Annotated in this window: 28 protein-coding genes and 1 pseudogene; 10 read left to right on the top strand and 19 right to left on the bottom strand. The window is 36.7% G+C overall.

Annotated elements, in window-relative coordinates; all coding sequences use genetic code 11:
* Window positions 1-91 precede the first annotated feature (91 nt).
* The 4 genes from DEX24_RS17720 to DEX24_RS13700 all read right to left on the bottom strand — a co-directional run bounded on the left by DEX24_RS17720 (window position 92) and on the right by DEX24_RS13700 (window position 7,203).
* Complete coding sequence (locus DEX24_RS17720; protein WP_109306985.1) at window positions 92-1,015, bottom strand: methyl-accepting chemotaxis protein; 924 nt, start codon at window positions 1,013-1,015, stop codon at window positions 92-94.
* Window positions 1,016-1,795: 780 nt separating this feature from the next.
* The gene (locus DEX24_RS13710) at window positions 1,796-3,583 is read right to left on the bottom strand and encodes an acyl-CoA dehydrogenase family protein (RefSeq protein WP_109306984.1); all 1,788 of its coding nucleotides are present in this window, start codon (window positions 3,581-3,583) and stop codon (window positions 1,796-1,798) included.
* Window positions 3,584-3,616: 33 nt separating this feature from the next.
* Complete coding sequence (locus DEX24_RS13705; RefSeq protein ID WP_109306983.1) at window positions 3,617-4,789, bottom strand: acetyl-CoA C-acetyltransferase; 1,173 nt, start codon at window positions 4,787-4,789, stop codon at window positions 3,617-3,619.
* Between the two features lie 23 nt (window positions 4,790-4,812).
* Complete coding sequence (locus DEX24_RS13700) at window positions 4,813-7,203, bottom strand: 3-hydroxyacyl-CoA dehydrogenase/enoyl-CoA hydratase family protein (RefSeq protein ID WP_109306982.1); 2,391 nt, start codon at window positions 7,201-7,203, stop codon at window positions 4,813-4,815.
* Window positions 7,204-7,452: 249 nt separating this feature from the next.
* Here DEX24_RS13700 and DEX24_RS13695 point away from each other — a divergent pair, with 249 nt between their 5' ends.
* From DEX24_RS13695 to DEX24_RS13675, 5 genes are all read left to right on the top strand, one after another.
* On the top strand, window positions 7,453-7,770 hold the full coding sequence (locus tag DEX24_RS13695) for a thioredoxin family protein (RefSeq protein WP_109306981.1): 318 nt from the start codon (window positions 7,453-7,455) through the stop codon (window positions 7,768-7,770).
* Window positions 7,771-7,952: 182 nt separating this feature from the next.
* The gene (locus DEX24_RS13690; protein ID WP_109306980.1) at window positions 7,953-8,429 is read left to right on the top strand and encodes an STAS domain-containing protein; all 477 of its coding nucleotides are present in this window, start codon (window positions 7,953-7,955) and stop codon (window positions 8,427-8,429) included.
* Window positions 8,426-8,950 (top strand): C39 family peptidase, encoded by a 525-nt coding sequence (locus DEX24_RS13685; RefSeq protein ID WP_109306979.1) that lies wholly within the window; start codon window positions 8,426-8,428, stop codon window positions 8,948-8,950. Before DEX24_RS13690 ends, DEX24_RS13685 begins: the two co-directional genes overlap by 4 nt.
* Window positions 8,951-8,980: 30 nt before the next feature.
* Window positions 8,981-9,352, top strand: coding sequence for a PH domain-containing protein (locus DEX24_RS13680; protein ID WP_109306978.1), 372 nt, complete (start codon window positions 8,981-8,983; stop codon window positions 9,350-9,352).
* 107 nt (window positions 9,353-9,459) lie between these two features.
* Complete coding sequence (locus tag DEX24_RS13675) at window positions 9,460-9,813, top strand: PH domain-containing protein (protein ID WP_109306977.1); 354 nt, start codon at window positions 9,460-9,462, stop codon at window positions 9,811-9,813.
* Between the two features lie 51 nt (window positions 9,814-9,864).
* Here the strand turns inward: DEX24_RS13675 and DEX24_RS13670 are convergent, their stop codons facing one another.
* The 3 genes from DEX24_RS13670 to DEX24_RS13660 form a co-directional block, all read right to left on the bottom strand.
* Complete coding sequence (locus DEX24_RS13670; RefSeq protein WP_109306976.1) at window positions 9,865-10,743, bottom strand: 5'-3' exonuclease; 879 nt, start codon at window positions 10,741-10,743, stop codon at window positions 9,865-9,867.
* A gap of 94 nt (window positions 10,744-10,837) precedes the next feature.
* Window positions 10,838-11,278: an OsmC family protein gene (locus tag DEX24_RS13665; RefSeq protein WP_109306975.1), complete on the bottom strand. Its 441-nt coding sequence runs from the start codon at window positions 11,276-11,278 to the stop codon at window positions 10,838-10,840.
* An 18-nt stretch (window positions 11,279-11,296) separates the two neighbouring features.
* A complete protein-coding gene (locus DEX24_RS13660; RefSeq protein ID WP_109306974.1) occupies window positions 11,297-11,758 on the bottom strand; it encodes a hypothetical protein in 462 nt (153 codons plus the stop codon).
* A gap of 113 nt (window positions 11,759-11,871) precedes the next feature.
* On the opposite strand from DEX24_RS13660, the gene DEX24_RS13655 reads away from it, so the two are divergent.
* The gene (locus tag DEX24_RS13655) at window positions 11,872-12,855 is read left to right on the top strand and encodes an alpha/beta hydrolase (RefSeq protein ID WP_109306973.1); all 984 of its coding nucleotides are present in this window, start codon (window positions 11,872-11,874) and stop codon (window positions 12,853-12,855) included.
* Between the two features lie 76 nt (window positions 12,856-12,931).
* Window positions 12,932-13,489 carry a hypothetical protein gene (locus DEX24_RS13650; protein WP_109306972.1) on the top strand — a complete coding sequence of 186 codons (558 nt, stop codon included), beginning with the start codon at window positions 12,932-12,934 and terminating at the stop codon, window positions 13,487-13,489.
* Between the two features lie 116 nt (window positions 13,490-13,605).
* Here the strand turns inward: DEX24_RS13650 and DEX24_RS13645 are convergent, their stop codons facing one another.
* The 11 genes from DEX24_RS13645 to DEX24_RS13595 form a co-directional block, all read right to left on the bottom strand.
* The gene (locus DEX24_RS13645) at window positions 13,606-14,076 is read right to left on the bottom strand and encodes a DinB family protein (RefSeq protein WP_109306971.1); all 471 of its coding nucleotides are present in this window, start codon (window positions 14,074-14,076) and stop codon (window positions 13,606-13,608) included.
* An 88-nt stretch (window positions 14,077-14,164) separates the two neighbouring features.
* Window positions 14,165-14,884 carry an exonuclease domain-containing protein gene (locus DEX24_RS13640; protein ID WP_109306970.1) on the bottom strand — a complete coding sequence of 240 codons (720 nt, stop codon included), beginning with the start codon at window positions 14,882-14,884 and terminating at the stop codon, window positions 14,165-14,167.
* A 2-nt stretch (window positions 14,885-14,886) separates the two neighbouring features.
* Window positions 14,887-15,804 carry a DUF294 nucleotidyltransferase-like domain-containing protein gene (locus tag DEX24_RS13635; protein WP_109306969.1) on the bottom strand — a complete coding sequence of 306 codons (918 nt, stop codon included), beginning with the start codon at window positions 15,802-15,804 and terminating at the stop codon, window positions 14,887-14,889.
* A gap of 12 nt (window positions 15,805-15,816) precedes the next feature.
* Window positions 15,817-17,103, bottom strand: coding sequence for an ammonium transporter (locus DEX24_RS13630; RefSeq protein ID WP_109306968.1), 1,287 nt, complete (start codon window positions 17,101-17,103; stop codon window positions 15,817-15,819).
* A 529-nt stretch (window positions 17,104-17,632) separates the two neighbouring features.
* Entirely contained in the window at window positions 17,633-18,403 is a 771-nt protein-coding gene (locus tag DEX24_RS13625; protein WP_109306967.1) for a methyltransferase domain-containing protein, read from the bottom strand.
* Between the two features lie 18 nt (window positions 18,404-18,421).
* Window positions 18,422-19,474: an HNH endonuclease family protein gene (locus DEX24_RS13620; RefSeq protein WP_109306966.1), complete on the bottom strand. Its 1,053-nt coding sequence runs from the start codon at window positions 19,472-19,474 to the stop codon at window positions 18,422-18,424.
* Window positions 19,475-19,490: 16 nt separating this feature from the next.
* Window positions 19,491-19,814 carry a nucleoside triphosphate pyrophosphohydrolase gene (locus DEX24_RS13615; RefSeq protein ID WP_109306965.1) on the bottom strand — a complete coding sequence of 108 codons (324 nt, stop codon included), beginning with the start codon at window positions 19,812-19,814 and terminating at the stop codon, window positions 19,491-19,493.
* A 1-nt stretch (window position 19,815) separates the two neighbouring features.
* Entirely contained in the window at window positions 19,816-20,238 is a 423-nt protein-coding gene (locus tag DEX24_RS13610; protein WP_109306964.1) for a hypothetical protein, read from the bottom strand.
* A gap of 90 nt (window positions 20,239-20,328) precedes the next feature.
* The gene (locus DEX24_RS13605; protein ID WP_109306963.1) at window positions 20,329-21,072 is read right to left on the bottom strand and encodes an SDR family oxidoreductase; all 744 of its coding nucleotides are present in this window, start codon (window positions 21,070-21,072) and stop codon (window positions 20,329-20,331) included.
* Between the two features lie 30 nt (window positions 21,073-21,102).
* Complete coding sequence (locus tag DEX24_RS13600) at window positions 21,103-21,951, bottom strand: crotonase/enoyl-CoA hydratase family protein (RefSeq protein ID WP_109306962.1); 849 nt, start codon at window positions 21,949-21,951, stop codon at window positions 21,103-21,105.
* Window positions 21,941-23,623, bottom strand: a complete 1,683-nt coding sequence (locus DEX24_RS13595; RefSeq protein WP_109306961.1) for an AMP-binding protein — start codon at window positions 23,621-23,623, stop codon at window positions 21,941-21,943. Before DEX24_RS13595 ends, DEX24_RS13600 begins: the two co-directional genes overlap by 11 nt.
* 546 nt (window positions 23,624-24,169) lie before the next feature.
* Here DEX24_RS13595 and DEX24_RS13590 point away from each other — a divergent pair.
* The 3 genes from DEX24_RS13590 to DEX24_RS13580 all read left to right on the top strand — a co-directional run bounded on the left by DEX24_RS13590 (window position 24,170) and on the right by DEX24_RS13580 (window position 25,552).
* On the top strand, window positions 24,170-24,511 hold the full coding sequence (locus tag DEX24_RS13590) for a zinc ribbon domain-containing protein YjdM (RefSeq protein ID WP_109306960.1): 342 nt from the start codon (window positions 24,170-24,172) through the stop codon (window positions 24,509-24,511).
* 105 nt (window positions 24,512-24,616) lie between these two features.
* Complete coding sequence (locus tag DEX24_RS13585; protein ID WP_109306959.1) at window positions 24,617-25,228, top strand: FMN-binding negative transcriptional regulator; 612 nt, start codon at window positions 24,617-24,619, stop codon at window positions 25,226-25,228.
* A gap of 30 nt (window positions 25,229-25,258) precedes the next feature.
* Window positions 25,259-25,552, top strand: coding sequence for a hypothetical protein (locus DEX24_RS13580; RefSeq protein WP_109306958.1), 294 nt, complete (start codon window positions 25,259-25,261; stop codon window positions 25,550-25,552).
* Between the two features lie 158 nt (window positions 25,553-25,710).
* On the opposite strand, the pseudogene DEX24_RS17945 reads toward DEX24_RS13580, so the two are convergent.
* Window positions 25,711-25,805, bottom strand: a pseudogene (locus tag DEX24_RS17945) (transposase); the annotation flags it as partial.

The following is a 25,805-nucleotide window of genomic DNA, read 5'->3' as shown; positions in this document are numbered from 1 at the left end:
ATCATTTTAAGCTTATTGTAAAAGAATTAATAGCTTTCTTGCAAGCTTGAGGTTGATTGTCATAATACAATCACCGTTTGCATGACGACAGTCATTTTAAAATCGCTTGAAAATGATCTGTCTTGTCATTGAGCTGGCTCGCACGTTCATCCATTGAATTATAATCCGCTAGTACGCGATCAATATACTCTTTATTATCATCGATTGTTTTAGAAATAGCATCGCCACCTGTTTCTATGCCCGCTATTTGTTTGGTAAGATCTGTAATCATCGCACGAATATCCGTGATAGAATGATCTACATGCGATGATAATTTACGAACTTCCTGCGCTACTACGTTAAAACCTCGACCAGACTCACCAGCTCTTGCTGCCTCGATTCCTGCATTTAAAGCAAGTAAATTGGTCTGCTTTGAAATCCAAGAAATCGTTTGAACAATTTCTTGGATTTCAACAGTTTTAGCAATAAGCTGTTTTACCGACTGTTGATTATCTGTTGAAATCGATATAACGGTATTAAAATTATTACTTAATAGGCTAGCATGTTTTTTGCCTTCATTAGACAATACAGTCAAATCTGATGACATTGTTCTCAATGCAGCAGCAAGATCGACCACCTCATTATTACGTTGCGTTATATCAAAAGCAATTTTCATAACACCCGTAACCCGATTGCGATTATTTTTTATGGGTAAATAGGTTGCTTCTAACCACACACTACTACCATCTCTATGACGGCGCTCAATTTTATCTTGATAACTTTTACCATTCTTAAGGTTACGCCAAAAAGATGCATAACTTCTGCTTTGTGAAAATTCATCAAAACATAACTCTTCGTGCTTACGTCCGATTAAATCATGTACTGTAAAACCCACCGTTTGAGCGAATTGTTCACTAGCATAAACAATCGTACGTTCTAAATCAAAACGTATTACCGCTAAATGCTCATCGATCGCATTATTTATATTGTCATGTGAAGTTGACTCATTGCCAACTGAAGTTATTTGTTGAATCATTGTTTATTCTCCCTTTGGTCATGCATATTGGACTATTATACATTTTATATCGGATTATAAAAGTAGTATTACAGCACTTTCTACTTAGGTCTTAATCGTCCGAATAAATAAACAGAGTATAATATACCTATTAACGAATAAACATGCATTTTTTATTATTTCAGTAAAAATACACTCTATTTATTTTCCACCATCTTGATAGTGCTTATATCGCAACTTTAGCATCATATTAGTAAAAATAGGTAGTACAATTTTACTTTGAATTACGTAAATTTACTTGTTGCCTTTTTATTGCATCATTTTATATTGTTGAACCCCCAACTACTTCGCTACTCTAAAGACTTTTAAAAATAAACAAAGCAAAATATTATCATAAAAAGTAGATATAAATTAAAAACGAGCAAGTGAGTCAAATAAAATGTATAAAACATTTCTTCATGTTTTATACATTTTATTGTGTATTATTTTTAACTAAAAAAATTCTACGTCAACTATTGGGGTGGCGTGATTTGGATTTTCCACATCACACGTCTACATCCAAATACATGGCGGTTTAAAATCTTTGTTTTATGATGAATACCTTCTAAAAAGCTATTTAAACTCTCTAACTGCCCGTTTTTAGGCAGCCGTATTGGTGGCATTGTGCTTTTTTGCATTAACTACCACAAGTTCGCGAAAAGCGTCGAACAAAGGTGGTAGTGTTTGAAAACTACAATAAATATAGTAGAGAACAAAAAAAGCTGCCCACTTGGACAGCTCAGATGACTCATCATCAGTTGATCAAACGACGTATTTTTCTGCTTCGATTAATTTAACAGAAGCTTCACGTTTTTTAGCAATTAAATTGTACGGCGTATTACGTGCTAATTTGCGGACACCAGATAATAATATACGGAGATTATCGCCTTCTGCTGCTGCTAATAGCGTATCTTTCGCTTCTCTTTCGATTTCCACAAATGCATCTTGGACAAAAATTTCGCTGTAGAGAATTTTTTGTGATGCTTTGTCTACCCCATCACGTTGGATTGCTTTTTCAGCACGTAAAACAGCCGATTCCATAGCGAATAATTGATTGGCAATATTAGCAATATTCACTAGTACCTCTTGCTCTTGCTCCAGCTTTTCGCCGAATTTCATCGCTGCTGTTCCAGCTACAAGCAATGCAATTTTCTTCGCCATTTTCACAAGATGCTTCTCTTGTGCTAATGGCTCAGTGCCGATTTCTGCAGGCATCATAGCTAATAATTCACCTTGCAATGCCTGTGCTTGTTGCAATAGTGGTAATTCACCTTTCATCGCTTTCTTCATAAATGTCCCTGGTACGATCAAACGATTAATTTCATTTGTACCTTCGAAAATACGATTAATACGTGAATCACGATAAATGCGCTCCACTTCATATTCAGCCATATAACCGTAACCACCATGTAATTGTACTGCTTCATCAGCAATATAATCTAATGTTTCTGAACCAAATACTTTGTTGATTGAGCATTCAATTGCATAGTCAGCAATTACAGCTGCTACAATTTTACCATCTTTTGCTTCCTCATCTGATAGACGACTCATGCTATCTTCGAAATAACCAACTGTACGATAGATGAGTGATTCAGATGCGTAAAGATGTGCCGCCATGGTCGCTAATTTTTCCTTTGTTAAATTGAATGAAGAAATTGGTGTTTTAAATTGTTTGCGGAGATTTGTGTATGGAATAGTTAGCTCCATTGCACGTTTTGAAGCACCAATTGAGCCAACCCCCAATTTATAACGGCCAATATTTAAAATATTGAACGCGATGATATGTCCACGACCTGCTTCACCTAATAGATTTTCTACCGGTACTTGTGCATCTTCTAAAATCAATGTACGAGTGGATGATGATTTGATACCCATTTTTTTCTCTTCTGGACCTGTAGATACACCAGGATACTCACGTTCTACAATGAAAGCAGAGAATTGATCACCATTGATTTTCGCATAAACTACAAATACGTCTGCGAATGCTGAGTTTGTAATCCATTGTTTTTCACCATTTAATACATAGTGTGTACCTGCTTCATTTAATTTCGCAACCGTTTTAGCTCCCAGTGCATCCGATCCTGAACCTGGTTCTGTTAGTGCATACGCAGCTAATAGTTCGCCTGATGCTAACTTCGGCAAATACTGTGCCTTTTGCTCGTGGTTACCAAATAATACGATTGGTAATGATCCGATTCCTACATGTGCACCATGTGTAATAGAGAAACCACCCGCTGGTGCCATTTTTTCTGTAATTAATGCAGAAGAAATTTTATCGAGGCCAAGACCTTCATAATCTTCTGGCACATCGGCTGCTAATAAACCTAATTCCCCTGCTTTTTTCAATAGCGTTACGGAGTTTTCAAATTCATGATTTTCAAGACTTGGCACTAATGGCAATACTTCATTTTGAACATAGTCTTCGGTCGTTTTTGCGATCATTAACTGCTCATCTGAAAAATCCTCTGGCGTGAATACGCGGCTTGCATCGATATCTTCCGTTAAAAAGCTGCCACCTTTAATCGTTTGTCCCATTGTGTTTTCTGTCATTTTATTTCCTCCTCAATATATGTTCAACTATTTTTAAAGCATTTCGAAAACGCCAGCAGCACCCATACCACCACCGATACACATTGTTACAACACCATATTTTTTATTTTGACGCTTCAATTCATGTAGTAAGCGAATTGTTAAAATTGTTCCTGTTGCACCCAATGGATGTCCAAGTGCAATTGCACCACCATTGACATTGACCTTCTCTAAATCGATACCTAGCTCTTTTACAACCTGTACTGATTGTGAGGCAAAAGCTTCATTAATCTCCCAAAGATCAATATCCTCAACTGATAAACCCGCAATTTTCAACGCTTTTGGCACAGCCACAACCGGACCAATGCCCATAATTTCCGGTGGTACGCCCCCCGTAGCAAAACCGAGGAATTTAGCCATCGGTTTCAAACCTTGCGCTTCCGCTTCTTCGCGATCCATTACGAGTACCGCTCCTGCACCATCGGATGTTTGAGAAGCATTACCTGCTGTCACGCTTCCTTTAACATTAAATGCTGGGCGTAACTTACTTAATGTTTCAGGAGATGTCCCTACACGCACACCTTCATCCATTTTAAAAGTGAATGCTTTTTCTACTAATTCATTGTTACTAGTAACCGAACGTTCCACGACATCAACCGGCACAATTTGATCATCAAAACGTCCTTCACGAATCGCTCTTTCTGCATTGATATGTGAGCGTGTCGCAAAGGCATCTTGTTCTTGACGACTAATCTTGTATTTATTGGCTACTGCTTCTGCAGTATGTCCCATACCGATATAATACTCTGGTGCTTCTTCAGCTAATTTGGCATTTGGACGAATTGTATTTCCCGTCATTGGAATCATACTCATCGATTCCACGCCTCCTGCAATAATGGCTGTTGCATGTCCCAACATAATACGTTCAGCTGCATAGGCAATTGTTTGAAGACCTGACGAACAGAATCGATTGATTGTCACAGCGGATACCGTATCTGGTAAACCAGCTAATGCGCCAATATTTCTTGCCACGTTCAGACCTTGCTCTGCTTCTGGCATCGCACAACCTATAATAAGATCTTCCACTTCACCTGTATAATTAGAGCGTTTTAATACTTCTTTTACGACTAATGCACCGAGATCATCTGGACGAACATTTTTTAGTGAACCTCGAGTGGCTTTTCCGACTGGTGTTCTAGCACCAGCGACAATTACTGCTTCACGCATGTTGATTCCCCCCATTTTATCAATTAGTTACGTAATGGTTTTCCTTTTACAAGCATATGTTGCATACGTGCTTGCGTATTTGGATGTGCCACTAACTCTAAAAATGCTTTACGTTCTAAGTCCAATAAATATTGCTCATCAACTAATGTGCCATAAGGGATTTTCCCACCTGATAATACCGTTGCAATCTTCTTCGCAATTTCTACATCATATGGTGAAGCAAAGCCTGATTTTAATAAGCCGTCTGCGCCAAGTAACATCGCTGCATATCCTGGCTCTCCTGCAACAGGGACTTTTGCGCGAATCGGTGCTTTATAGCCCGCCTTCACTAAGCCTAAAACCGCTTGTTTTGCATCGTATAACTGATGATCCGCGTTAACGCTAACACCATCCGTAAAGTTGAGGAAGTTTGCGTCGCGTGCTTCTTCACCCGAAGTTGATGTACTCGCCGTTGCAATTTTTTCAAAAACCTTTGTTACAACATTGATTAAATCAATTTCAACACCTACAGGTAATCCTTTAATATGTTTCATATATAGCTCTTTGTTTCCACCACCACCAGGTAGTAATCCAACGCCTGCTTCTACTAAGCCCATATATGTTTCTGTCGTTGCTTGAATATGTGCAGCTGGTAAACACACCTCTGCTCCACCACCTAATGTCATGCCAAAAGGCGCTGCCACAACTGGTTTATCACTATATTTTATGCGTAATGTCCCCTGTTGGAATTTTTGAATAATATAGTCTAATTCAAAGATATTATCGTCTTGTGCTTCCATTAAGATCATGCCTAAATTAGCACCAACTGAGAAGTTTTTACCTTGGTTCCCTATGACCAAACCTTTGTAGTCATCTGACTGATCTAATAAGTCCATCGCATCCGATAACATTTGCATACTATCAAGACCTAAAGAATTTGATTTTGAATGGAATTCTAGTAGCAGAACACCATCTCCAAAGTCAATGACACTTGCACCTGAATTGGCTTTTAATACGCCATGTTCTTTTTTGTAACGCTTCAAATCAATTTCCTTATCATTTTTCACGATTGGGCTATAATCTTCACCATTATAATAGCTAGGTACACCATCTACTTCTTTATAAAAATGACTAAACCCTTTATCTAACAAACCTTGAGCAAATGCTGGAATAGCTTGTCCGTCAGCAGCTAATTTAGCCAGTGATTTTTCAACACCAATGGCATCCCACACCTCAAATGGCCCTTGTGCCCAACCAAAACCCCAACGCATTGCTTCATCCATCGATACGATATCATCCGCAATCTCACCGTGCAGTTCAGCTGAGTATACTAGTGTAGGCAGAAGGACATTCCACAACAATTCCCCCACACGATCTTGTGCATAGACTAAAGCTTTGACCCGATTGCCAAGACCTTTTTGTTGTTTCGCCATTTCAATTGCAGCACTTTGTAATTTTTTGGCCGCTTCATATTCAAATGATTGCAGGTTTAGCTCTAAAATTTCACGGCCCTTTTTAACGAAGAATCCCTGACCTGATTTAGCTCCTAGCCAGCCATTTATCACCATTTTTTCTAGGAAATCTGGTGTTTTAAAAACCAATTGTTCTTCACCCGCTGTTTTATCGTAAACTGTTTTTGCTACATGGATAAATGTGTCTAAACCGACAACATCCAATGTGCGTAAAGTCGCTGATTTAGGACGGCCGATTAATGGACCCGTCACGGAATCGACTTCCCCTACTGAATAGCCTTTTTCCTGCATCACTTGCAACGTTTTTAAGAGACCATAAGTACCAATGCGATTGGCGATAAAGTTGGGGGTATCTTTAGCAATAACCACCCCTTTGCCGAGCACATCTTCACCGAAGGCTTTCATAAAGTCGATTACTTCCGGTGCCGTATCGTTAGAAGGAATTACTTCTAATAACTTTAAGTATCTTGGCGGGTTGAAAAAATGCGTACCCAGGAAATGTTTTTTGAAATCTTCCGAGCGACCTTCTGCCATATCATTGATGCTAATGCCAGATGTGTTTGATGTAATAATCGTGCCTGCTTTGCGCACATTGTCTATTTTTCCGAATAATGATTGTTTAATCTCCAGATTTTCTGTTACGACCTCAATTACCCAATCAACATCTGATAGTTTTGAAAGATCGTCCTCTAAATTCCCTGTTTTAATAAGATTAAGACTGCGTTTTGTAGTTAGTGGTGCTGGTTTTTGCTTCAGTAATTTTTGTACTGCTGTATGTGCAAACTTATTGCGAATCATTGGATGATCAAGCGTTAACCCTTTCGCTTGTTCTTCCGCCGTTACTGTTGGCGGTACAATATCAAATAAATAAGTTTCAATTCCACAGTTTGCAAGATGTGCTGCAATGCCTGATCCCATGACACCCGAACCAAGAACTGCTGCTTTCTTAATATTTCTTACCATGAACAACTCGCCCCTTCCAACCTTGAATGAATAATCATTCATTTTTTTATTAAAAAAAATAGCCAATGGCTTTATAAATGTTATTTTATAATATCGTGAAACCGATTGCAACGAATAAATATGTTTTTTCTAATAAAACTCTTTTTCCGCTACTTAAAACACTTTTTCCTTTTATCCCTACAATTCGAAACAACTTGCTAGGACTTTACGTCAAAAGGTTGTAAACTAACATTCTAGGAGGGATTTATAATGAAAACTATTACAACAAATGAACAATTTAATGAACTAATTGCATCAGGTGAAAAAGTGCTTGTGAAATTCTATGCGGGCTGGTGCCCAGATTGTACACGTATGAATATGTTCATCGACCCAATCATTGAAGAGTACAACCAATTTGACTGGTATGAACTAAACCGCGATGAACTACCTGAAATCGCAGAAAAATACGATGTCATGGGGATTCCAAGTCTATTAATTTTTAAAGACAATGAAAAACTTGCACATTTACATAGTGCAAATGCAAAATCACCTGAACAAGTAACTGATTTCTTAAAAACACAGGTTTAAAAAACTAACATGATTGAATCCTCAATAAATAGACAGGCATATCTTTTAGCTAGCTAGTGTCAAACGTCTACTTATTGGGGGTTTTTCTATGCCCTAAAAAATAATGGCTGTCACTTAAAGTTTCTCTACTATTCGATCTTCTATTATACTGAATAGAGAAACTATTTAGAGGAGCGTGACTTATGTCTGCAGAACTTGAAAAGAGAATTGAAGAACTTGAAAAAGAAGTAATGACCTATAGAACTGTGTTAAATGAAATGGCTGTTCCTATTATTGAGTCTGTGATGCCCCATACTTTACTTATGCCACTAACAGGGCATATCTACAAAGAACGCATCCAACTAATCGATGAAACACTCTATGCAAAAATCGTGAAAAATCGTGATGTTCGTTCTATTATTATCGATTTCACAGGGCAAACTTTAAAAGATTATCGTTTCATTGAACTATCCGAATTCTCCGCCTCCTTAAAAAATCTAAATGAACTATTGAAATTATTAGGTATTCGTACATTATACTGTGGATTTTCACCAGAATTAGTTTTCGAACTCGTACGTGCTGGTTTTACTATTGAAATAGATGCCTACCCAACCTATCGCGCTGCAGTTGAACAGTTGGTAAAAGATACAAATTATACAATTGCACAACATATAGTATGACATCAATTCCTTTTCAAGCCCTTTGTCAATATGATGCTGCTATACAAAAAAATAGACGTTCTTCTGCCTGTGGTCCAACTGCTGTTGCCTCCATTATGGCATTTTATGATGGGCACTATCCGCCGATTGATGAACTCTACCAATCACTGTTTTGTACAGCAATTGGTTTGAGTAGCACAATGCTGTTACGACGTGCCAAACAAGCATTAGGTGAATCCTGGCATAGCGCTAAGATTGGTGTTGTAGAGATGCTGAGTGATTTATCTTTTGATCTCCCCGTTCTCGCAAAATTTGACCGTTATAGCACTTTACAGTTTTGGCGACGTCCCTACTTTGCTTATCATTGGGTTGTTGTCGTCGGATACGAACTGCTCGAACATACACTTCACCTAATCGTTGAAGACTTAGGTACACCTAATGGCGCGAGTACCCTTCATCGGATTCCATTTCGTGACAATGCACACGCACTAACTTTAATTCGCCTTCAACCCGTTTCAATATCTTCTTCTAATGGTATATAACTAAAATATACTTTTTTAGGAGTTGATCAAATGGTGTCGATTCAAGAAGCAGAACAAACAATATTCGCGAAGTTACTACCTAACGAACTAATTGAAAATTATGTTCGTGGAGATTATTCAAATTGTTCCAAACGTTCTCCTCTTCAAAAAAATGCACTATTAATTGCAACAAATCATCGCATCTTTCATTTTACGCATACACATTTAATCGAATATCCTTACAAAGCAATTGAAGCCATTTATCATCGCAACAAGATTATGAATTTTAGAGAATTAATCTTTTTTATAAATGGTGTCAAACATTCCTTTTCTTCTATTGAAGAAGGATGTCCCATTCATTTTATGACCTATGTTCACGAAAAAATGCGTCATTTTTGCAATAATGGACGAGCAAATACTTGAAATTCCCAGTATTTGCTCGTTTTTGATTGTATAATTCTCCCTCAATGTTTAAAATAAGTAAAATAAAGGTATATGAATATATAAATAGGATATAAGAGGTGAGTTCATTGAATAACATCAAACAAGCAGTATCACTACTCCAACCACATCTTAATAGTGGCGAACGCATTCAAAAAAGTATTCTAGGTATGTATCAACAGCTAACAGCCGTTAATAGTACACCTAAAAAAGGGATTCTTTGCGCAACAAATGAGCGGTTATGTTTTTTCTCAAACGACATGGAACAACCAGTCACGTCATTTGATTACTATAAACTAGAAGCAGTTGATTTAACCGAAGATCAAACGATCATACTTACACTAACTTGCAACGGCGAAACAAGCATTATGAGTTTTATCGAAGAAGGCGATGCAGCTGACTTCAATCATTTTGTCCTAGACCGTATGGAGATCAAATCGTAAGCAAATAGAAGCCACAATCTACCGGAACTGTAGATTGTGGCTTCTATTCATTTATTTAAATAATGACGTGGCATGCCTTGCAACAAGGCCGTATTCTTGAACGATTAAGTGATTCATTTTTGCCGCATCCCAAAGTGGTAAACGTAAATCATCAATTGCTGCTTCAATTATCAAATCTGTTTTAATACGTGCCAACTCTAAAGAGATTTGCAACATCTCTCGGTCCGCATCAATCTTCGTACGCTGCCCAGCTGTTAGCTGCTCAATTGCATCGATTACACCTTGTACAGAAGCGTGTTTTTGGATGAGCTGCAAGGCTGTTTTAGGACCAATCCCCTTAACACCTGGATAACCATCACTTGAATCGCCCATAAATGCTTTCACATCTGCAAATTGTTCTGGGCGAATAGCATATTCTTCATGAAAGCGTTCCAGCGTATAGGGATTATATTCAGAATAACCTTTTTTTGTTAAAGCTATGGTTGTTGTTGGGTTTAATAGCTGCAATAAATCACGATCACCACTAACGACTGTAATTTGTGCTTCTCCCTTCCATTTTTCTACGAGAGACCCGATTGTGTCATCTGCCTCCATCCCTTTTAAACCAAAGTTTTTCCAACCAATCATTTCAGAAATTTCGCGTGCCATATCAAATTGCGGCAACATTTCTTCCGGAGGTGCCGGACGATTTGCTTTATAGCCATCGTATATATCATTGCGGAAGGTTTTTGAACCCATATCCCAGCAAATAGCTAAATGCGTTGGTTTCATTAAAGCTTGTGCCGTTAATACGTGACGAGCAAAACCTTGTACACCATTTGTCGGTGTCCCGTCTTGCTTTCTAAAAAATTGATTCATTGGCGCTGTCGCGTGGTAAGAACGGAATAGTAACGCCATGCCATCGACAAGCATTATATGTGGTTGTGTCATGTAATTCTCCTTCAAAACTATTTTCTCTAGTATATCATGCATCTCGATCGACACAAAAAAACAGTTCATCACTTACATGATGAACTGTTGCCAATTAACGAATTGTTACATCTAGTTCTATGGCGACATTCCCTGCAATAGCCTTCGAAATCATACATGTTTTTTCCGCTTTTTCAGCTAATTTTTGTGCCATTGTTTTTTCACGAGTAGGAGCATCGTCCATCAATACGATGACAGGTCGATGAATGATTTTTTCATATGTGAAAACACCATTTGTTACATCAACGATGCCATCTGATGTCAGTGTTAGGGACTGCGGTGTAATATGCGCACGTTCAAGCATTGCTGCTAACGATATCAAATAACAGGTGGCTGCTGCACCAAGTAACATTTCATCAGGGTTCGTACCAATGCCAGGACCATCCATTGCAGGAGGAATCGATATTTTCGTCTGTAAATTCCCCGCAGTTATTTCGCCGATGTCATTGCGACCACCTGGCCATGTAGCTTGCAGTTCAAATAAATGTTTTACCATAATTTTCAGCTCTTTTCTTTAATTTGAAAATGGATAATAGCGCTGGTTTTCCGCATCAAAAGCAAAGCGTTTCACCGTACTTTTCTTCTCTAAAGCAATCAAGTATACCTCATTACCTTCATATGTTTTAATGGTCGTCGTGTAGTCACGATCCTTTACCACTTTACCACCTTCAGTGCGCATAATTAATTTTTGTGCTTCTTCAAATGTTGTACTCGGCATCTTCGAATGATAGACGAATGGCGCAATAATCAATAATGCATACGCTATTATGAGCAATATATATTTTTTTCTGAAATTACTTGGTTCCAATAGAAGGAAATAAGCGACGAAAAATGCAATATTTCCAATAATAACAATTTCAATTACTTCTTTTAAACCATTCATATAGACGAATTTTTTACCCATAAAGTAAAAATATATAATTTCTATTAGTGATACTATGAGCACGCCTAGTAATAATCTTTTTCTTTTAACCATTTTCCCTCACCTCTTCTCTCTTGTTTACTGTGAATAAAACTTCATTCGCTCCTTTTAAAAGATTATGGCATAATAGGAAAAAACAATCCAATTCTGTGAAAGAAGGTTGCCACATGAAGCTTTTCAAAAAAATCACTGCCATCATTATACTATTATTATTGGCAGCTTCTGCATTTATTTATTTTTCACCGAAACCTGCAGCCCTACTTATTAACTATTTATTCAAAGATGGTGTTGCTGTCAAAGCGCCAGACTATGACAGTATTGTCAAAAACACAAGACAACTTAACGATATTAGCTATACATCCAAATATAAGGACGGCACCCTCGACATTGTAGTTCCCAAAAATCACACAAATCCTGTTCCTGTTGTGTTATGGGTACATGGTGGCGCCTATGTTGGCGGCGATAAAAAAGACGTTACAGAGTACGCTGTGCAACTCGCTGCGAAAGGCTATGCAGTTGTAAATATGAACTATGAGCTTGCGCCCGGCGCTAAATACCCAACGCCCCTAAAACAAATGGATGAAGTTTATGCCTTCATGGTAAAAAACGCCATAAAATATCAACTTGACATCAATAATTTATATATTGCTGGGGATTCAGCAGGAGCGCAAATCGCGAGCCAATATATTAATATACAAGTAGATGACGATTATGCTGCCGCCACTCAAATGACACAAAAAATACCACCAAATACGATTAAAGCCGCGTTATTATTTTGCGGACCTTATGATTTAACAGCTTTTAATAATCTTGGTGACAATAAAGTAATTAGCTTCTTCTTAGACCGCGTCGCATGGGCATATATTGGTGAACGTAATTGGCAGCAATCTGACCAGACAATCCTTGCATCCATGACCGATCAAATTTCAGAACATTTTGTGCCAACATTTATTACAGATGGCAATAGCGGTTCTTTTGAAAATCAAGGTAAAAAGCTCAGTGCTATTTTGCAAAGCTATGATATTCCTGTTGAAGAAGTTTTCTATCCATTAGACGAAGCAATCTTGGGCCATGAATATCAATTTATGATGGATCTACCAGAAGCTCAACACACATTTAATACATTAGTACAATTTATGGAGCAACAGTAGCAAGAGTACTTCAGTTGTTTATATTTTACTTAATAAGGAAATGGTAGGATACAACCGACATAAGGAGTGTATACTATTGAAACATTTTCTTGCATTCACTTTGATTCCCTTCTGCTTTTTTCTTTTTTCCGCCAATGTGCAAGCAGCATCACCTACCGATACCCAGTCGTTGGCAGCGAACACATTGTTAAAAAAACAAACGGCTAAAGGACGTTTACCCAATACGATTGGTTATGTAGGGAAATACTATACAAATCTACGAAAAGCAGTACCTGGAGAGCGTATAAATGGGGAAGGTGCCATTTTCTATTATTCAAAAATCGACGCTACACAATACGGGTTTCTACAATATCATACTGCCAGTGGTAGCACGAAATATTTTATTGCTGATAAAGAAAAAACACAGTTGATTTCTAAAATATATCGTGGAACTTTAACTGATTTTCAAATGCAGAAATTATATGGCAAAGCGATTTATCTGACAGCTTATGGGCAGAAAATCAAACTGTTCAAATCAGGTAGTTTTTATGTTGGCTACCGTTCCTATTCTTTGAATGGCATACCCTATACTAGTATTTCAGTTGGTACGAAAAAAATGATGCAGTTAGCTGCTTTGCTCAATTATTATCGTTGATCACTAACGTATTATGCACAGATTTGGTATTTATAAATACAAAACAGGTCGTCATGAATGTTCATGACGACCTGTTTTGTATAACTTAGGATGGATTACCCACCATGTACACCTTACTATTGAGACATTTCTTTTGTAGGCCCCATAACGCTTGGAACATCAAGACCCGCTTGACGAATCAATACTGTCATTTGACCTCTATGATGTGTTTGGTGGTCAATCATACCACGAAGAATATTCCCAATTGACGCTTCACCTTTAAATGATTGAACATTTCTCGTCATATCTTCATCTGTCAATGTCTTCGCTTGCTCAGCAACTGCAGCAGCACTTGCTTCGTACATCGCCACTAGTTGATCAACCGTTTTTGGTGCTGTTTCTTTTGTAGGTGCTGGAATATTAAAACCAACCAATCCACCAAAACTACTCATCGAACCGATTAAATGTTTTGCTAACCAACCTAATGTATTATGCCCTTCAACGATTGCTTGATCTAATTTATCATCTTTTAGCGCTTGAATTGCTTTTAACGTACCCTTTGAAGAAACTGCCCAGTCTTGTTGAAAATCTTCTATTTTACGATACATAATTATACACTCCTTTTCGATTGTCATACTCATCCTTTATCATAGTTTATTGTTGGTGAGTATGCATAGCAATAAGTAAGTGTAATCACTACATTTCAGCAAAACGACTATATAATTGCTCTAAATTTTCGATTCCCTGCTCTTGTAATCGCCCAATTAATGATGTCCATACTTTTGCCGTCATTACAGCATCCCCAAGAGCATGATGCCGATTTTCAATTGGTATATTTAATGTCTGACATGCCTCATCTAATGTGCAATAGGGATTGTTCATCCCTGTCACTTTTAATAGAAAAGAAGTATCTACGATGCGATGAATAAACTTCTTTTGATAGATTTTCTTATAATAGCTATCCATAAAATCACGTTCATGCTTGGCATGGTGCGCAATTAATGTACTCTCTCCTATAAAATGTATAAAACTATCGAGAACATCTTTAGCAGGTAAGGCATTGGCAACCTGCTTATTCGTAATCGACGTCAACGCTTCAATTTTTGGTGAAATCCAGCCTTGAATTTTTGATAAGGAATAAAATTGTGCAGATAATAATTCGCTGCCTTTTATTTTAATCGCACCGACAGATACTATTTCATCTCCCTTTACCGGTTCGAAACCTGTTGTTTCTAAATCAAATACTACAAACTCTACTTCATCAAAGGGTCTAGAGAAATCTCGATCTAAACGAATACTAGCATCTAATCTACGTAAATACGCTATTTGTTCTTTCGACTGTAATTCATGCATCCGATTCATACTATTGCGATTCATCACACCATTAAACATTTGAGAAAAGCCTTCAAAATTCATCTTCAACACCTAATTCCTATTCGATTTATAGCATAATCATGTAATTTTTTAACATAACGAATCAACTCTTTTAATTCTTTTTTATCTGCCTTTTTTATATCAATAAATGATTTTTCATTCATTCGATAGCCCATAATTATATCGTATTGCTGCTGATAATTTTTAAATAACGCGCGATATTTTGGCTGTAATTTTTGAATACGTTGTTTTGTCATGGTATCATCGATGCCCTCAAGGACACTCAATAGTCGAATCGAATTGACGTATGGAATATAAATTGTATTTTTAAAATCGAGCATTCCACGATAAGGACCAACACGTTCTACTACGAATGCGCCAACCGGTGTTAATCCTCTTTTAATCAAAGACATATTCATCGCCAAATTTTCAATCACTTGACGATCACCCGTTAGTAATTGCTGGCGTAGCATTGCAACGAGTGACGCTTCGCCATAAATAAATCGAGCATCTAATACGATCTGTAAATAACGAATTGCTTTTATATGATCGGATTGCTGCCATTGCAGAATTTGTTCTGTCCAAGCATTGGCTGAACGACACCATTGCACATTATTGCTCATTACCTTTCCCGGACAATACATATAACCTAAGAAATGTAGAGCATCTGCTAAATGTTGACCTAATGCTAGAAAAAATAATTCATGTCCTTCTTCCTTATAAATAAGAGCATGATCTTGATCACTCGTAAATGTTTGTTCATAGCGTCCGCTACTCCCCATTGTGAACCATGCAAACGAGCAAGGTGGTTGCTGCGGTAACATTTTAGTTAATGCGTCTTCCATGACGCGTGTAAGCAAACGATCAAACATGCAATTTATCGAATGAATCCCCATATCTTCTGAAAATGCTTCTTTTTTCCATTGTGAAATGAGCGCATAATCATTGCCTTGTGAGCTCATGCAGTCACTTCCTTATCTTCCTGTATTTGTTGCATGTGGATCTTGTTCATTTACTTGCATTTGTTCCGGGTAACCAAAGCTACCATGTTCACTTAAGTCCAATCCTAAAATCTCTTCTTCCGCTGTTACACGCAATGTACCCATAATTTTTTTCAAGAGATATAAAATAGCAAATGAACCTACAAAAGCAAAGGCACCACATGCCACTACACTAATAATTTGGACGAAAAGTTGGTCAAAACCACCACCATAAAACAACCCTGGTTTACCGACTGTTGCCAATTCTCTTGTCGCAAAGAATCCTGTAGATACTGTACCCCAAATCCCCGGCATACCATGCACTGATAAAGCAAAAATGGGATCATCAATACGACGTTTTTCAAAGAAGCGCACTGAATAGAAACAAATGATTCCGGCTACAAAACCAATAACAACTGCTGCCCATACATCAACAAATGCACAAGATGCTGTGATAGCTACCAAACCTGCTAATGCACCGTTTAAAATAGTTGGAATATCTGGTTTACCTAAAACAACCCATGATATTAACGTTGCTGCGACTGCACCAGCTGCCGCTCCTAAATTTGTATTAATTGCCACATAACCAAAGAATGCGCCATCTACTGATACTGTCGAACCAGCGTTAAAACCAAACCACCCAACCCATAATATTAACACCGCTAATGTCGTATACACCTGATTATGTCCTGCAATATTATTGGAAGAACCATCTTTATTGAATTTACCAATACGTGGTTTTAAAAGAATTGTCGCCGCTAATGCAGCCATCGCTCCTGTTAAATGAACAACTGTGGAACCAGCAAAATCCTGTGCTCCATCCTCTGCCAACCAACCACCACCCCATACCCAATGCGCGATAACTGGATAGATTAATACACCGAATAATATTGTGAATAACACATACACCGAAAATTTTGCTCGTTCCGCAAAACCGCCTAATGCGATAGTTACAGAAATTCCTGCGAAGGCTAATTGGAATAAAAAGAAAACGGTTGTCGATAAAGTCGCATCTTTTATTTGATCACCTGCATAAAAGAAATCTGTCATACCCACAAAGAAATTGGCATTTGAACCAAATGTGAAGCCATACCCTACGGCCCAGTAAACTAATGAAGCTAATCCAAATGTGAACACCGTTTTACCAGCAACATGTCCTGCATTTTTCATTCGAGTAGATCCTGCCTCCAACATAATAAAACCTGCAATCATAAAAATGACTAAAATTGCTCCAAGCATCGTCCAAAGACTATTCATTAAAAAAATGATATCTACATCCATTTTAACAACCCCTTTTCATTAGTTCATTTTTAACATGTTAGATTTCCTAACACGAAAACTTATATTTCATATTTTTACATGACTTTCTTCTGGCGTCAACTTTATTTTCTGAATATTTCATTATCTGCGTCACCTTAAAACGCTTACATTTAATGTTAAAACCTTATAAAACCTCACTTTTTTTATAATTAATAATTTTTTTATTTTTTTTATAATTACATCAAATTACTTGCTGTATATGAATATATGGTATGTTATTAGCTCAAATCAGCATCTATACTATCTCATTGCTATATAGATAATAAAGAAAAATAAGAGAAAACATTTTCATGTTAGGTGATTTGTATATAAAAAACGCTTTAAACACTTTATTTAATAGCTTTTAAAGGCTAAATCGATAACTAACATAGAATGTTATGAAATAAGCATAAACATCTTTTTTTTCGATGAAACATATCTCGCCAGTGGATATATAGTGAAAAAAGAAACAAAAAAAAAGACGACAGAATGGTCGCCTTTTTAGGTCTACTTATTTTATTGCCGTAAAAAATAAACGCTTGAATTCAAATAATAATTGCCCATTTGTATGCGGTGGGTAATGACTAGCAGCTTGTTGCAAAATAGCATGTATAAACTCCTCATGTCGTTCACTCGCTAATTGAGCGAGAAAAGGACGTAATCGCGTTGACTTTACCCATTCTATCAGTTCAATAGGATCCGTCATACGATGATAATAAAGCTGTTGCCAAATATCAAATTGCTGTGAACACTTACTTAATAACTCAAAGTACTGGTCAACTGTGCCTATTTCATTGGTTTCCAGATAATCCTGTTGGAAAGCCCAAGTAGGTTGCGCAACAATGTTATCAATCGCTTGATACAATGCCGATTGTCGGTTATTTGGTATTTGCACGGCCAATACCCCACCCACATTCAAACAAGCCATTAGCTGCGGTATCAGCTCCTCATGTCTGGGAATCCATTGTAAGCAAGCATTCGAAAAAACAAGATCATAATCCGTATCCAATGTTGCAAGTTCCGTGCTCACATCACATTGTTGAAAAATTAATTCAGGGTGAACCTTTCGTGCCTCGGCAATCATCTCCGCCGAATAGTCTACACCCACAATAGTAGCTTGCGGAAAAAATTGTGCTAACATCGCTGTACTATTTCCTGGGCCACAACCAAGATCAATAATCTTCCGTGGTTGATGTTCCCTAATCCGTTGGAGCAAATCAATTGCCGGCTGCGTACGCTCCTGCTCAAATTGCAAATATTTCATCGGATTCCACTGTGTCATCTACAATGCCTCTTTTCTTTAAAAACCGCTATCATATTGCTCTTTAGGTTGCCAATTAGCGGCTCTTACTGACTGTGCATATTCATAAACAGTCTTCAAATAGGCCAAACGCCGCGTAACGGTATGCCCAGTAATAGCAATAATCATCTCCTTTAATGGATGATTACTTTCTATATAATATTCATTTCTCTTTACTAATCTTTCTAAAAATGTGGTTAATGGTAGCCGAGCGAATTTGCCATTATCATCACCACGATTACATTGTTGGCAACTCAACACTAAATTCCACACACCGTTCAGTTCTAAATTTTTCTCCGTTGTATATTGGATTGACAGTGGAATAAAATGATCAACATCACATATATTTGGATCATGGCTGTTGATAGATATCGCTTTATAGCAATAAAAACACTTTCCTTTTTGATAGCCATTTAACGGTTTGCGAACCGCTGTTAATGATGTACGCAAATGTGACTGCATATAGGATTGCGCTGTCGTTTTTCTAAATAAAAATAATTCATCTAACTGATGATCATAACGCACTTCAAAATGTCTATCTTTTTCTGACCAAGCTGCTTCAACTAAATTCCAACGTCCTTCGACTTCGTCACTCAAATTGCGAAATTGGACGCTCGAATTCAAATTGAATAGCTCATCGGTCAATTGAATGCCATTTTTTCTTCCTACTACATCTTTTTCAAAAAAGTGCTTGTTCGAATCATTATTTGGTATACGGTGAAAAGCATCAATTACGCTTGCGAATGCATTATGTTCTGTAATATGCATAAGCTGATCATATGTAATTTGCTGCTGATTATAAAGTTGTAGTGCTTGAATATAACGTGATGATTTACTTTTAGTTTGGATTTTTCCTGAATTACTATGCTCTAACATATGTTTTGTGAAAATTGGTGATAACTCCTGCAAAGAAATAAAGCTCTTTTTGCCAGCACTCAATTCGAGAATCGATTTGGCTAAAGCAAATTTATAAGTCGCTTCATTGCGTCCAAACAGAAAGATAGCACGAAACTGTGACTCCAATGATTCATCATAATGTAAAAATTGATTCATAATACACCCCTTTTGACTAATCAACTACATCAATTAAGAAAATCCCCTTATTAAAACCGCCCTTTTTTTCTTTTTTTATTATTCTCACTTGATCTAATTCTTCAAAATTACTATTTTCACACTGCAAAGCCGCGTGTATCAACTCCAAGATATCAGCTAATTCCTCAATTGCATCAACTTTATTAGTCGTTGCTTTGTATTCTTCCACTTCTTCGAATAATTTTTCTTTGATAAAATCCAAATGATCTTCCGATGATAAAATCATACTGTTTGATTTTTTTCCTGTGTTATCAATAATTTCTATTATTTGATCTCTCACTAATTTATTATATATTGGCATCTTATGTTCTTCCTTTCAATTGTCTTTTCAACATACGATTCACCGATATGATGTAAATAATATGTGCGATAACCCATAGGACAAACCCTTTTAAAGTTGGTGTAATTACTGTATATTTTGCGCTATTGCTCAGTATAAAATACAGTGCACTCGTCATAAAAAGGACACTTATTAGTGCAGCATTGTAGAGTTTTGGCCAATAATAAGCAATGTATTTTAGTAGATAATAGAGGATTACACATGTCAGCAAGTGATATAAAAATTCTTCTGCAAAAGAGATAGGGCGCGCACCAAAGATGAAATCGACATTTAATAGTAACACCATATTGTTCGTTGAAAATACTAAATCGCCTAGCTTCGTTACAAGTACTAAAATGATACTTGAAAGGACTATCCATAGCCCATCTTTATAATTCCACGTCATCATAGCACCTCCTGTAACTGTTATTTTACACGTTTATTATTTTTTTCCAAATAAAAAACTGGAGTACCTCAGTTCTCCAGTTCCATCGTATTATATATTTAATGTACCACCATCAACCACCACTGTTTCACCAGTAATAAATGAAGCTTCTTCACTCGCCAAAAATAAAATTGTGTGGGCTACTTCACGCGGTTTACCGAGTCGTTTCAACGCATTAGCAATTGATAAAATAGGCCATTTATCTGTCGCCTTCCATTCATCAACCATAGGCGTGTCAATCACTCCAGGTGCAACAGCATTTATGCGAATATTTTTACGCCCATATTCAGTTGCCGTCGCTTTCGTCAGCCCAATCACTGCACTTTTTGATGCCGTATACGCTGCTACAAGTTTTTGGCCTTTCATGCCTGCGATACTTGCAATATTTACGATGGCACTTCCTGCTTCCATATGAGGTAAGGCATGTTTCATCATAAAGAATATACTCGTCGTGTTCACCGCTATGATATGTTGCCAATTAGGAAATGTCAGGTTTTCTATGAGCATTTCTTGTTGATTGATCCCCGCTCCGTTCACAATAATATCAATTTTATTGAATAATTTAAGTGTTTGCACCATCAGTTTTTCCACTGCTTCTTCATTTGTGACATCAACAGCCATAAACTGTATAACTTCTTGACCATATGCCAATTCAGCTATTACGCGCTTGCCCTTCTCCTCATCAAGATCCGCTAATATCACGGATGCCCCCTCTTCCACAAAACGAATCGCTGTTGCAATCCCTATTCCCCCAGTTCCCCCTGTAATAATCGCTACTTTATCTTTTAGACGCATAGTTATTAACTTCACTCCTTTTTAATGGTCTTAACGTGGTCTTTGACTATAATCACCAAAAGGTTCATCTCTTTGCCTTAATGCTTCTTTCACTCCTTTTTCAACAGCCACATCTCGCCAGGCGACCCCCTCTGGAGTATGGCGAGCAATACCATCTAATAAAGTTCCAATTACAGTTGTATTCTCCATACCTATATGTGAATACATTTGATTTATTAAGAGTTTCATCATGATTAATTGATTCATTGGAAGTAAGGTAATTCTATTTACTAAATCTTGCACTGTATCATTCAATTTTTCTGGTGGCACACTTTCTAAAATCATCCCCATCTCCGCTGCTTTTGAAGCAGTAATGGCATCTCCTGTAAATAAAAATCTTTTTGCCTTTTCTATACCTAACCGAATTGCCCACATTGCAGTTGTTGGCGTTCCCCAAACTCGCGATGGCGGATAACCAAACTGAGCATCATCTGATGCTATGATAATATCAGCACATAATACCAGATCTGCTCCCCCGCCAACTGCAAAGCCATGCACTTGAGCAATTACTGGCTTTGTACATTTATAGAGACTTAACATCGCACCGGTATATTTATTAATCATTTTATAATCTTTAATAGGATCCCAAACGTCATCAGCTTCTTGTTGTGCTTTTTTTTCATCTGCAGTCGACCAATCTAATCCATAGCCAGAACAAAAGTTTTTACCGGCACCTTTTAATAACACTACTTTTACATCATCTGAATCATCCGCAAGTTTTATTGCATTTTCTAATTCATATAAGAGCTCCCGAGTCAAAGAATTGCTTAGTTTAGGTCTATTTAATGTTATTGTCGCTACACTATGATTCACCTCAAATAACAGTGTTTCAAACGTCATTTTTTTCTACCTCATTTTCCGCTATTTTTTTGATAGCTTGATCCCGTAAAACTTTTTTCATTATTTTCCCACTTGCGGTTTTTGGAAATTCATCTATAAAAAATATGTATGTTGGTATCTTTTGATGGCTTATCTTTTCTTCACAATATTTTTTCACTTTATGTACATTTAATGTTTTATCAAATGTTTTAATATAGGCTACAAGTACCTCTCCATAATATTCATCAGGTATTCCTAAAACCTGTACTTCTTCAATACTTGTACATGTTAGTAAAAAATCTTCAACCTCTCTAGGAAATATATTCTCACCTCCCCGAATAATTAAATCTTTCAATCGTCCGATGACATTCAAGTAACCATCTGTATCCAAAATCCCTAAATCACCTGTTTTCAGCCAACCATCCTCACTCAGTACCTTCTTTGTCTCCTCCACATCACGATAATACGATTTCATCACCATATAACCACTTACTTCAATTTCTCCCACTTCATTTTGTTTTATCACTTCACCTGATTGTGGATTTACAATTCGAATACTTGTATAAGGTAAGGCTTTTCCTGACGTAATATATCGTTTTTCTTGTGAATCTTCTTTGCATGTAGCAGAAAATACAGGACTTGTTTCTGTCATACCCATAAGTACAACACCAATTGAATTCACCTGAAACTCAAGTTGTTCCATCAATACTTGCGGCACAGGAGCACCTCCACTAATAAACAATGGAATATTCATTTTTTTATTCATCGCCTGCAATTGTTGTAAAATGGCTTGCAACATTGTAGGCACACCCGACATAATCGTCGCCTTATTTTTTTCTAATAACTCAATCGCCTCAGTCGCTTGAAAAAATGGCTGAGACAAGTAGGTAGCACCTTTTGATAACACTCCTATTAACCCAAGAATACTTCCAGCCGTGTGGAATAAAGGAAGAGGAGAATAAAAAACATCTTTAGCATTCAAACGCCAGTAATTCATAGATAAATAGGCATTATTAATTGCATTAAAATGCGTTAATAACGCACCCTTCGGAAAACCAGTAGTGCCTGATGTAAATTGAATTTCAAAAATAGCCTGCGAAGTAATTGTTTGTTGTACCGCTAAAAGTTCTTTATCTAAGTTATTACTTCCTATTTTTTGATAATCAGCAATACAATAAATAGCTGGATTTACTTTTCTATCTAATGTAATTATTTGTTTTAGAGTAGGTAATTCCTGTTGGATAACGAGAGCCTCCTCTAAAAAATCCCTTCCGGCAAAAGAAGAATTAATAAAAATAGCTGTAGCATCACTTTTTTGTAATAAATATTTTATTTCATCTCTTCGTAAGGCTGGATTTAATGTGATCAATACGAGACCTATTTTGGCACACGCAAATTGCAGTATGATCCATTCCGGTCTATTAATACTCCAAACTGCTATATGTTGCCCTTTTATAAACCCTTTATGTAGTAACCCTTTAGCTAATGTTTGTACCTCCCTATGATATCTTTCATATGTCCAGTTTGTTTTCTCAATGTTTAATAACTCATTTTTTTCAAAAATAATTGCGACCTCATTTGCAAACAAGTTTACTTGTTGATCAAAATAATCCCCAATCGACATTGTCAATAAAGGCATAGCAGAATCTTTTTCTGCTTGCCAATATGCCATTTCTTTTGAAATAAAAGCCATTTCCCACTGTCCTTTCTATTCTATTTTCATTAATTAAACCGAATATTCAGATATTTTTACTTATCGTTTTTTCAATGAGTCGCTTTTTAACTTTACATTTACTATTTTCAAGTATTCATCGACAATTTACGTTCCAAATAACGATCTGCTGTCTGCGTCAAAAAAGGGTCTTTTCCTATAGTCCATACCTGCAAATATTTCTTCAATTAGCAATCAAATCATCCATCATCACAAGATTTTGAGGCATTTTTTACTGCCAAAATTATTTATTCTTCTCTCTCTAACCTCTTGTAGACTTCTCATTTTTCTATTTTGTTTTTTACTAAAAAAATGATTGTATAAAATATACTATAAATGACATTTATATACAAATTTTTCGCTAATATCTTTATTCTCAGCTGCTTATTTGATTACATTAAACTAAAACAGTTTTAGCTTAAAGTATTTTATTAATATCATATTCCCACTATTTTATTTGGATGTTTGATTTAATAGACTATTTGTGGCAAGCTAGAGAGGATTACGACTGAATTGGAGGTAATAAAAATGGATCAATTCCCAAATTGTCCACAATGTCAATCAGCCTATACATACGAGGATGGTGCAGTATTTGTTTGCCCTGAATGTGGCAATGAATGGACAGCTCACGAAGAAAAAGAAGCTGCTGAGGCAAGTATTATTCGCGATAGCGTTGGTAACCCTCTTGCAGAAGGTGATACAATTATCGTCGCAAAGGACTTGAATTTAAAAGGTGCCCAGTCCAATCTAAAAGTGGGTACAAAAGTCAAAAATATTCGCTTCGTGGATGTAGCTGGTCACGATATTGAAGGTAAAACAGATAGTCATGGCGTTATTTATATTAAATCGATTTACGTCAAAAAACTTTAATGATGAACAGAACCCTTAGTAGCTTTTCATATGCTCTAAGGGTTTTTTAACAACTATTCTGATTATTTAATAGATGCTATTACTAGAGGAAGGAGAACAGACATTATGTTTACACCACAACAATTTACGATTACAAATAATGAAAGAATTTATGCTATTATTGAGGAAAATAGTTTTGCTACCCTTATTTCGCAACAGCAAGATTTACCGATTGCAACGCATTTACCTTTATTACTAAATCGTCAAGAAAATACGTTAACTGGCCATATGGCTTTAGCAAATGATCAATGGGAAAATGCCGCTGGTCAGACTTTTCTCGCTATTTTTCAAGGACCTCATTGCTATATTTCACCTTCTTGGTACGAAACATCTCAAGCAGTTCCTACATGGAATTATGTTGCTGCTCATGTCTATGGTAAACTAGAGCTCATTGAAAAACCTACAGATGTTTATGCTGAGTTGGCTACCATCGTTAAAAAATATGAGCCAGCGGATAGTCCCTATAAACTGACGGCATTGACTGACAAAGTGATGACTAACCTAAGCCAAGGAATCGTTGCTTTTAAATTGCAGATTACACAAATGATTGGTGTCGATAAGCTTAGCCAAAATCATAGCGCACTACGTCGTCAAAATGTCATTGAAGAACTATGTAAATCGCCTTTTGACAACGAACAACAAATTGCCTTATTAATGAAAAAAAACATGCGTGACTAATTCCCTTCGCTAGTAGAGGAGCTCCACTTTATGACATTATTCTATTCAAAATTAAATTGCTTTGCACTTGCTTTAATTAGTACAATTTGGCTGATTACAATAAAATTATTAACATTGATTGTTTCTGGCGGTAGTAATGGTCACACAGTAAACTATTTAAATGGTATTTTATTTAGTAAGTCCACAACACCCCAATCCTTATTATCCTTGGAGTCTGGCATTATGAATATGCTGACCATCTTCATAATATTTATGATTATTTTTTTCATATTATTATTATTTCGCCATATACTTCTACAAAAAAATAGGCCTACAAAAAAGTGAGGGCACTGAAAAACTTACGTTTTTTATGACGAGTTGATTTTTTAGATAAAAATAAGGGACTTTCTGTTCGATTTGAACAGAAAGTGCCTTATTTCATTGTCTATTTCTTACTCTTTTTCATTTAGTAGTTTTAATATCCGCTTAAGATTGACAGCGAAAATTGGTGGAATCGCATTTCGACCATTATCCAAACAGTATTTTGATTTTAATTCGTCTATAATAAATGAAAAATCAACGAGTTCATTGATCTGGC

It is taken from the genome of Kurthia sibirica (assembly GCF_003143975.1).
Lineage (GTDB): Bacteria > Bacillota > Bacilli > Bacillales_A > Planococcaceae > Kurthia > Kurthia sibirica.
This window is presented reverse-complemented; position numbering and strand designations above follow the sequence as displayed.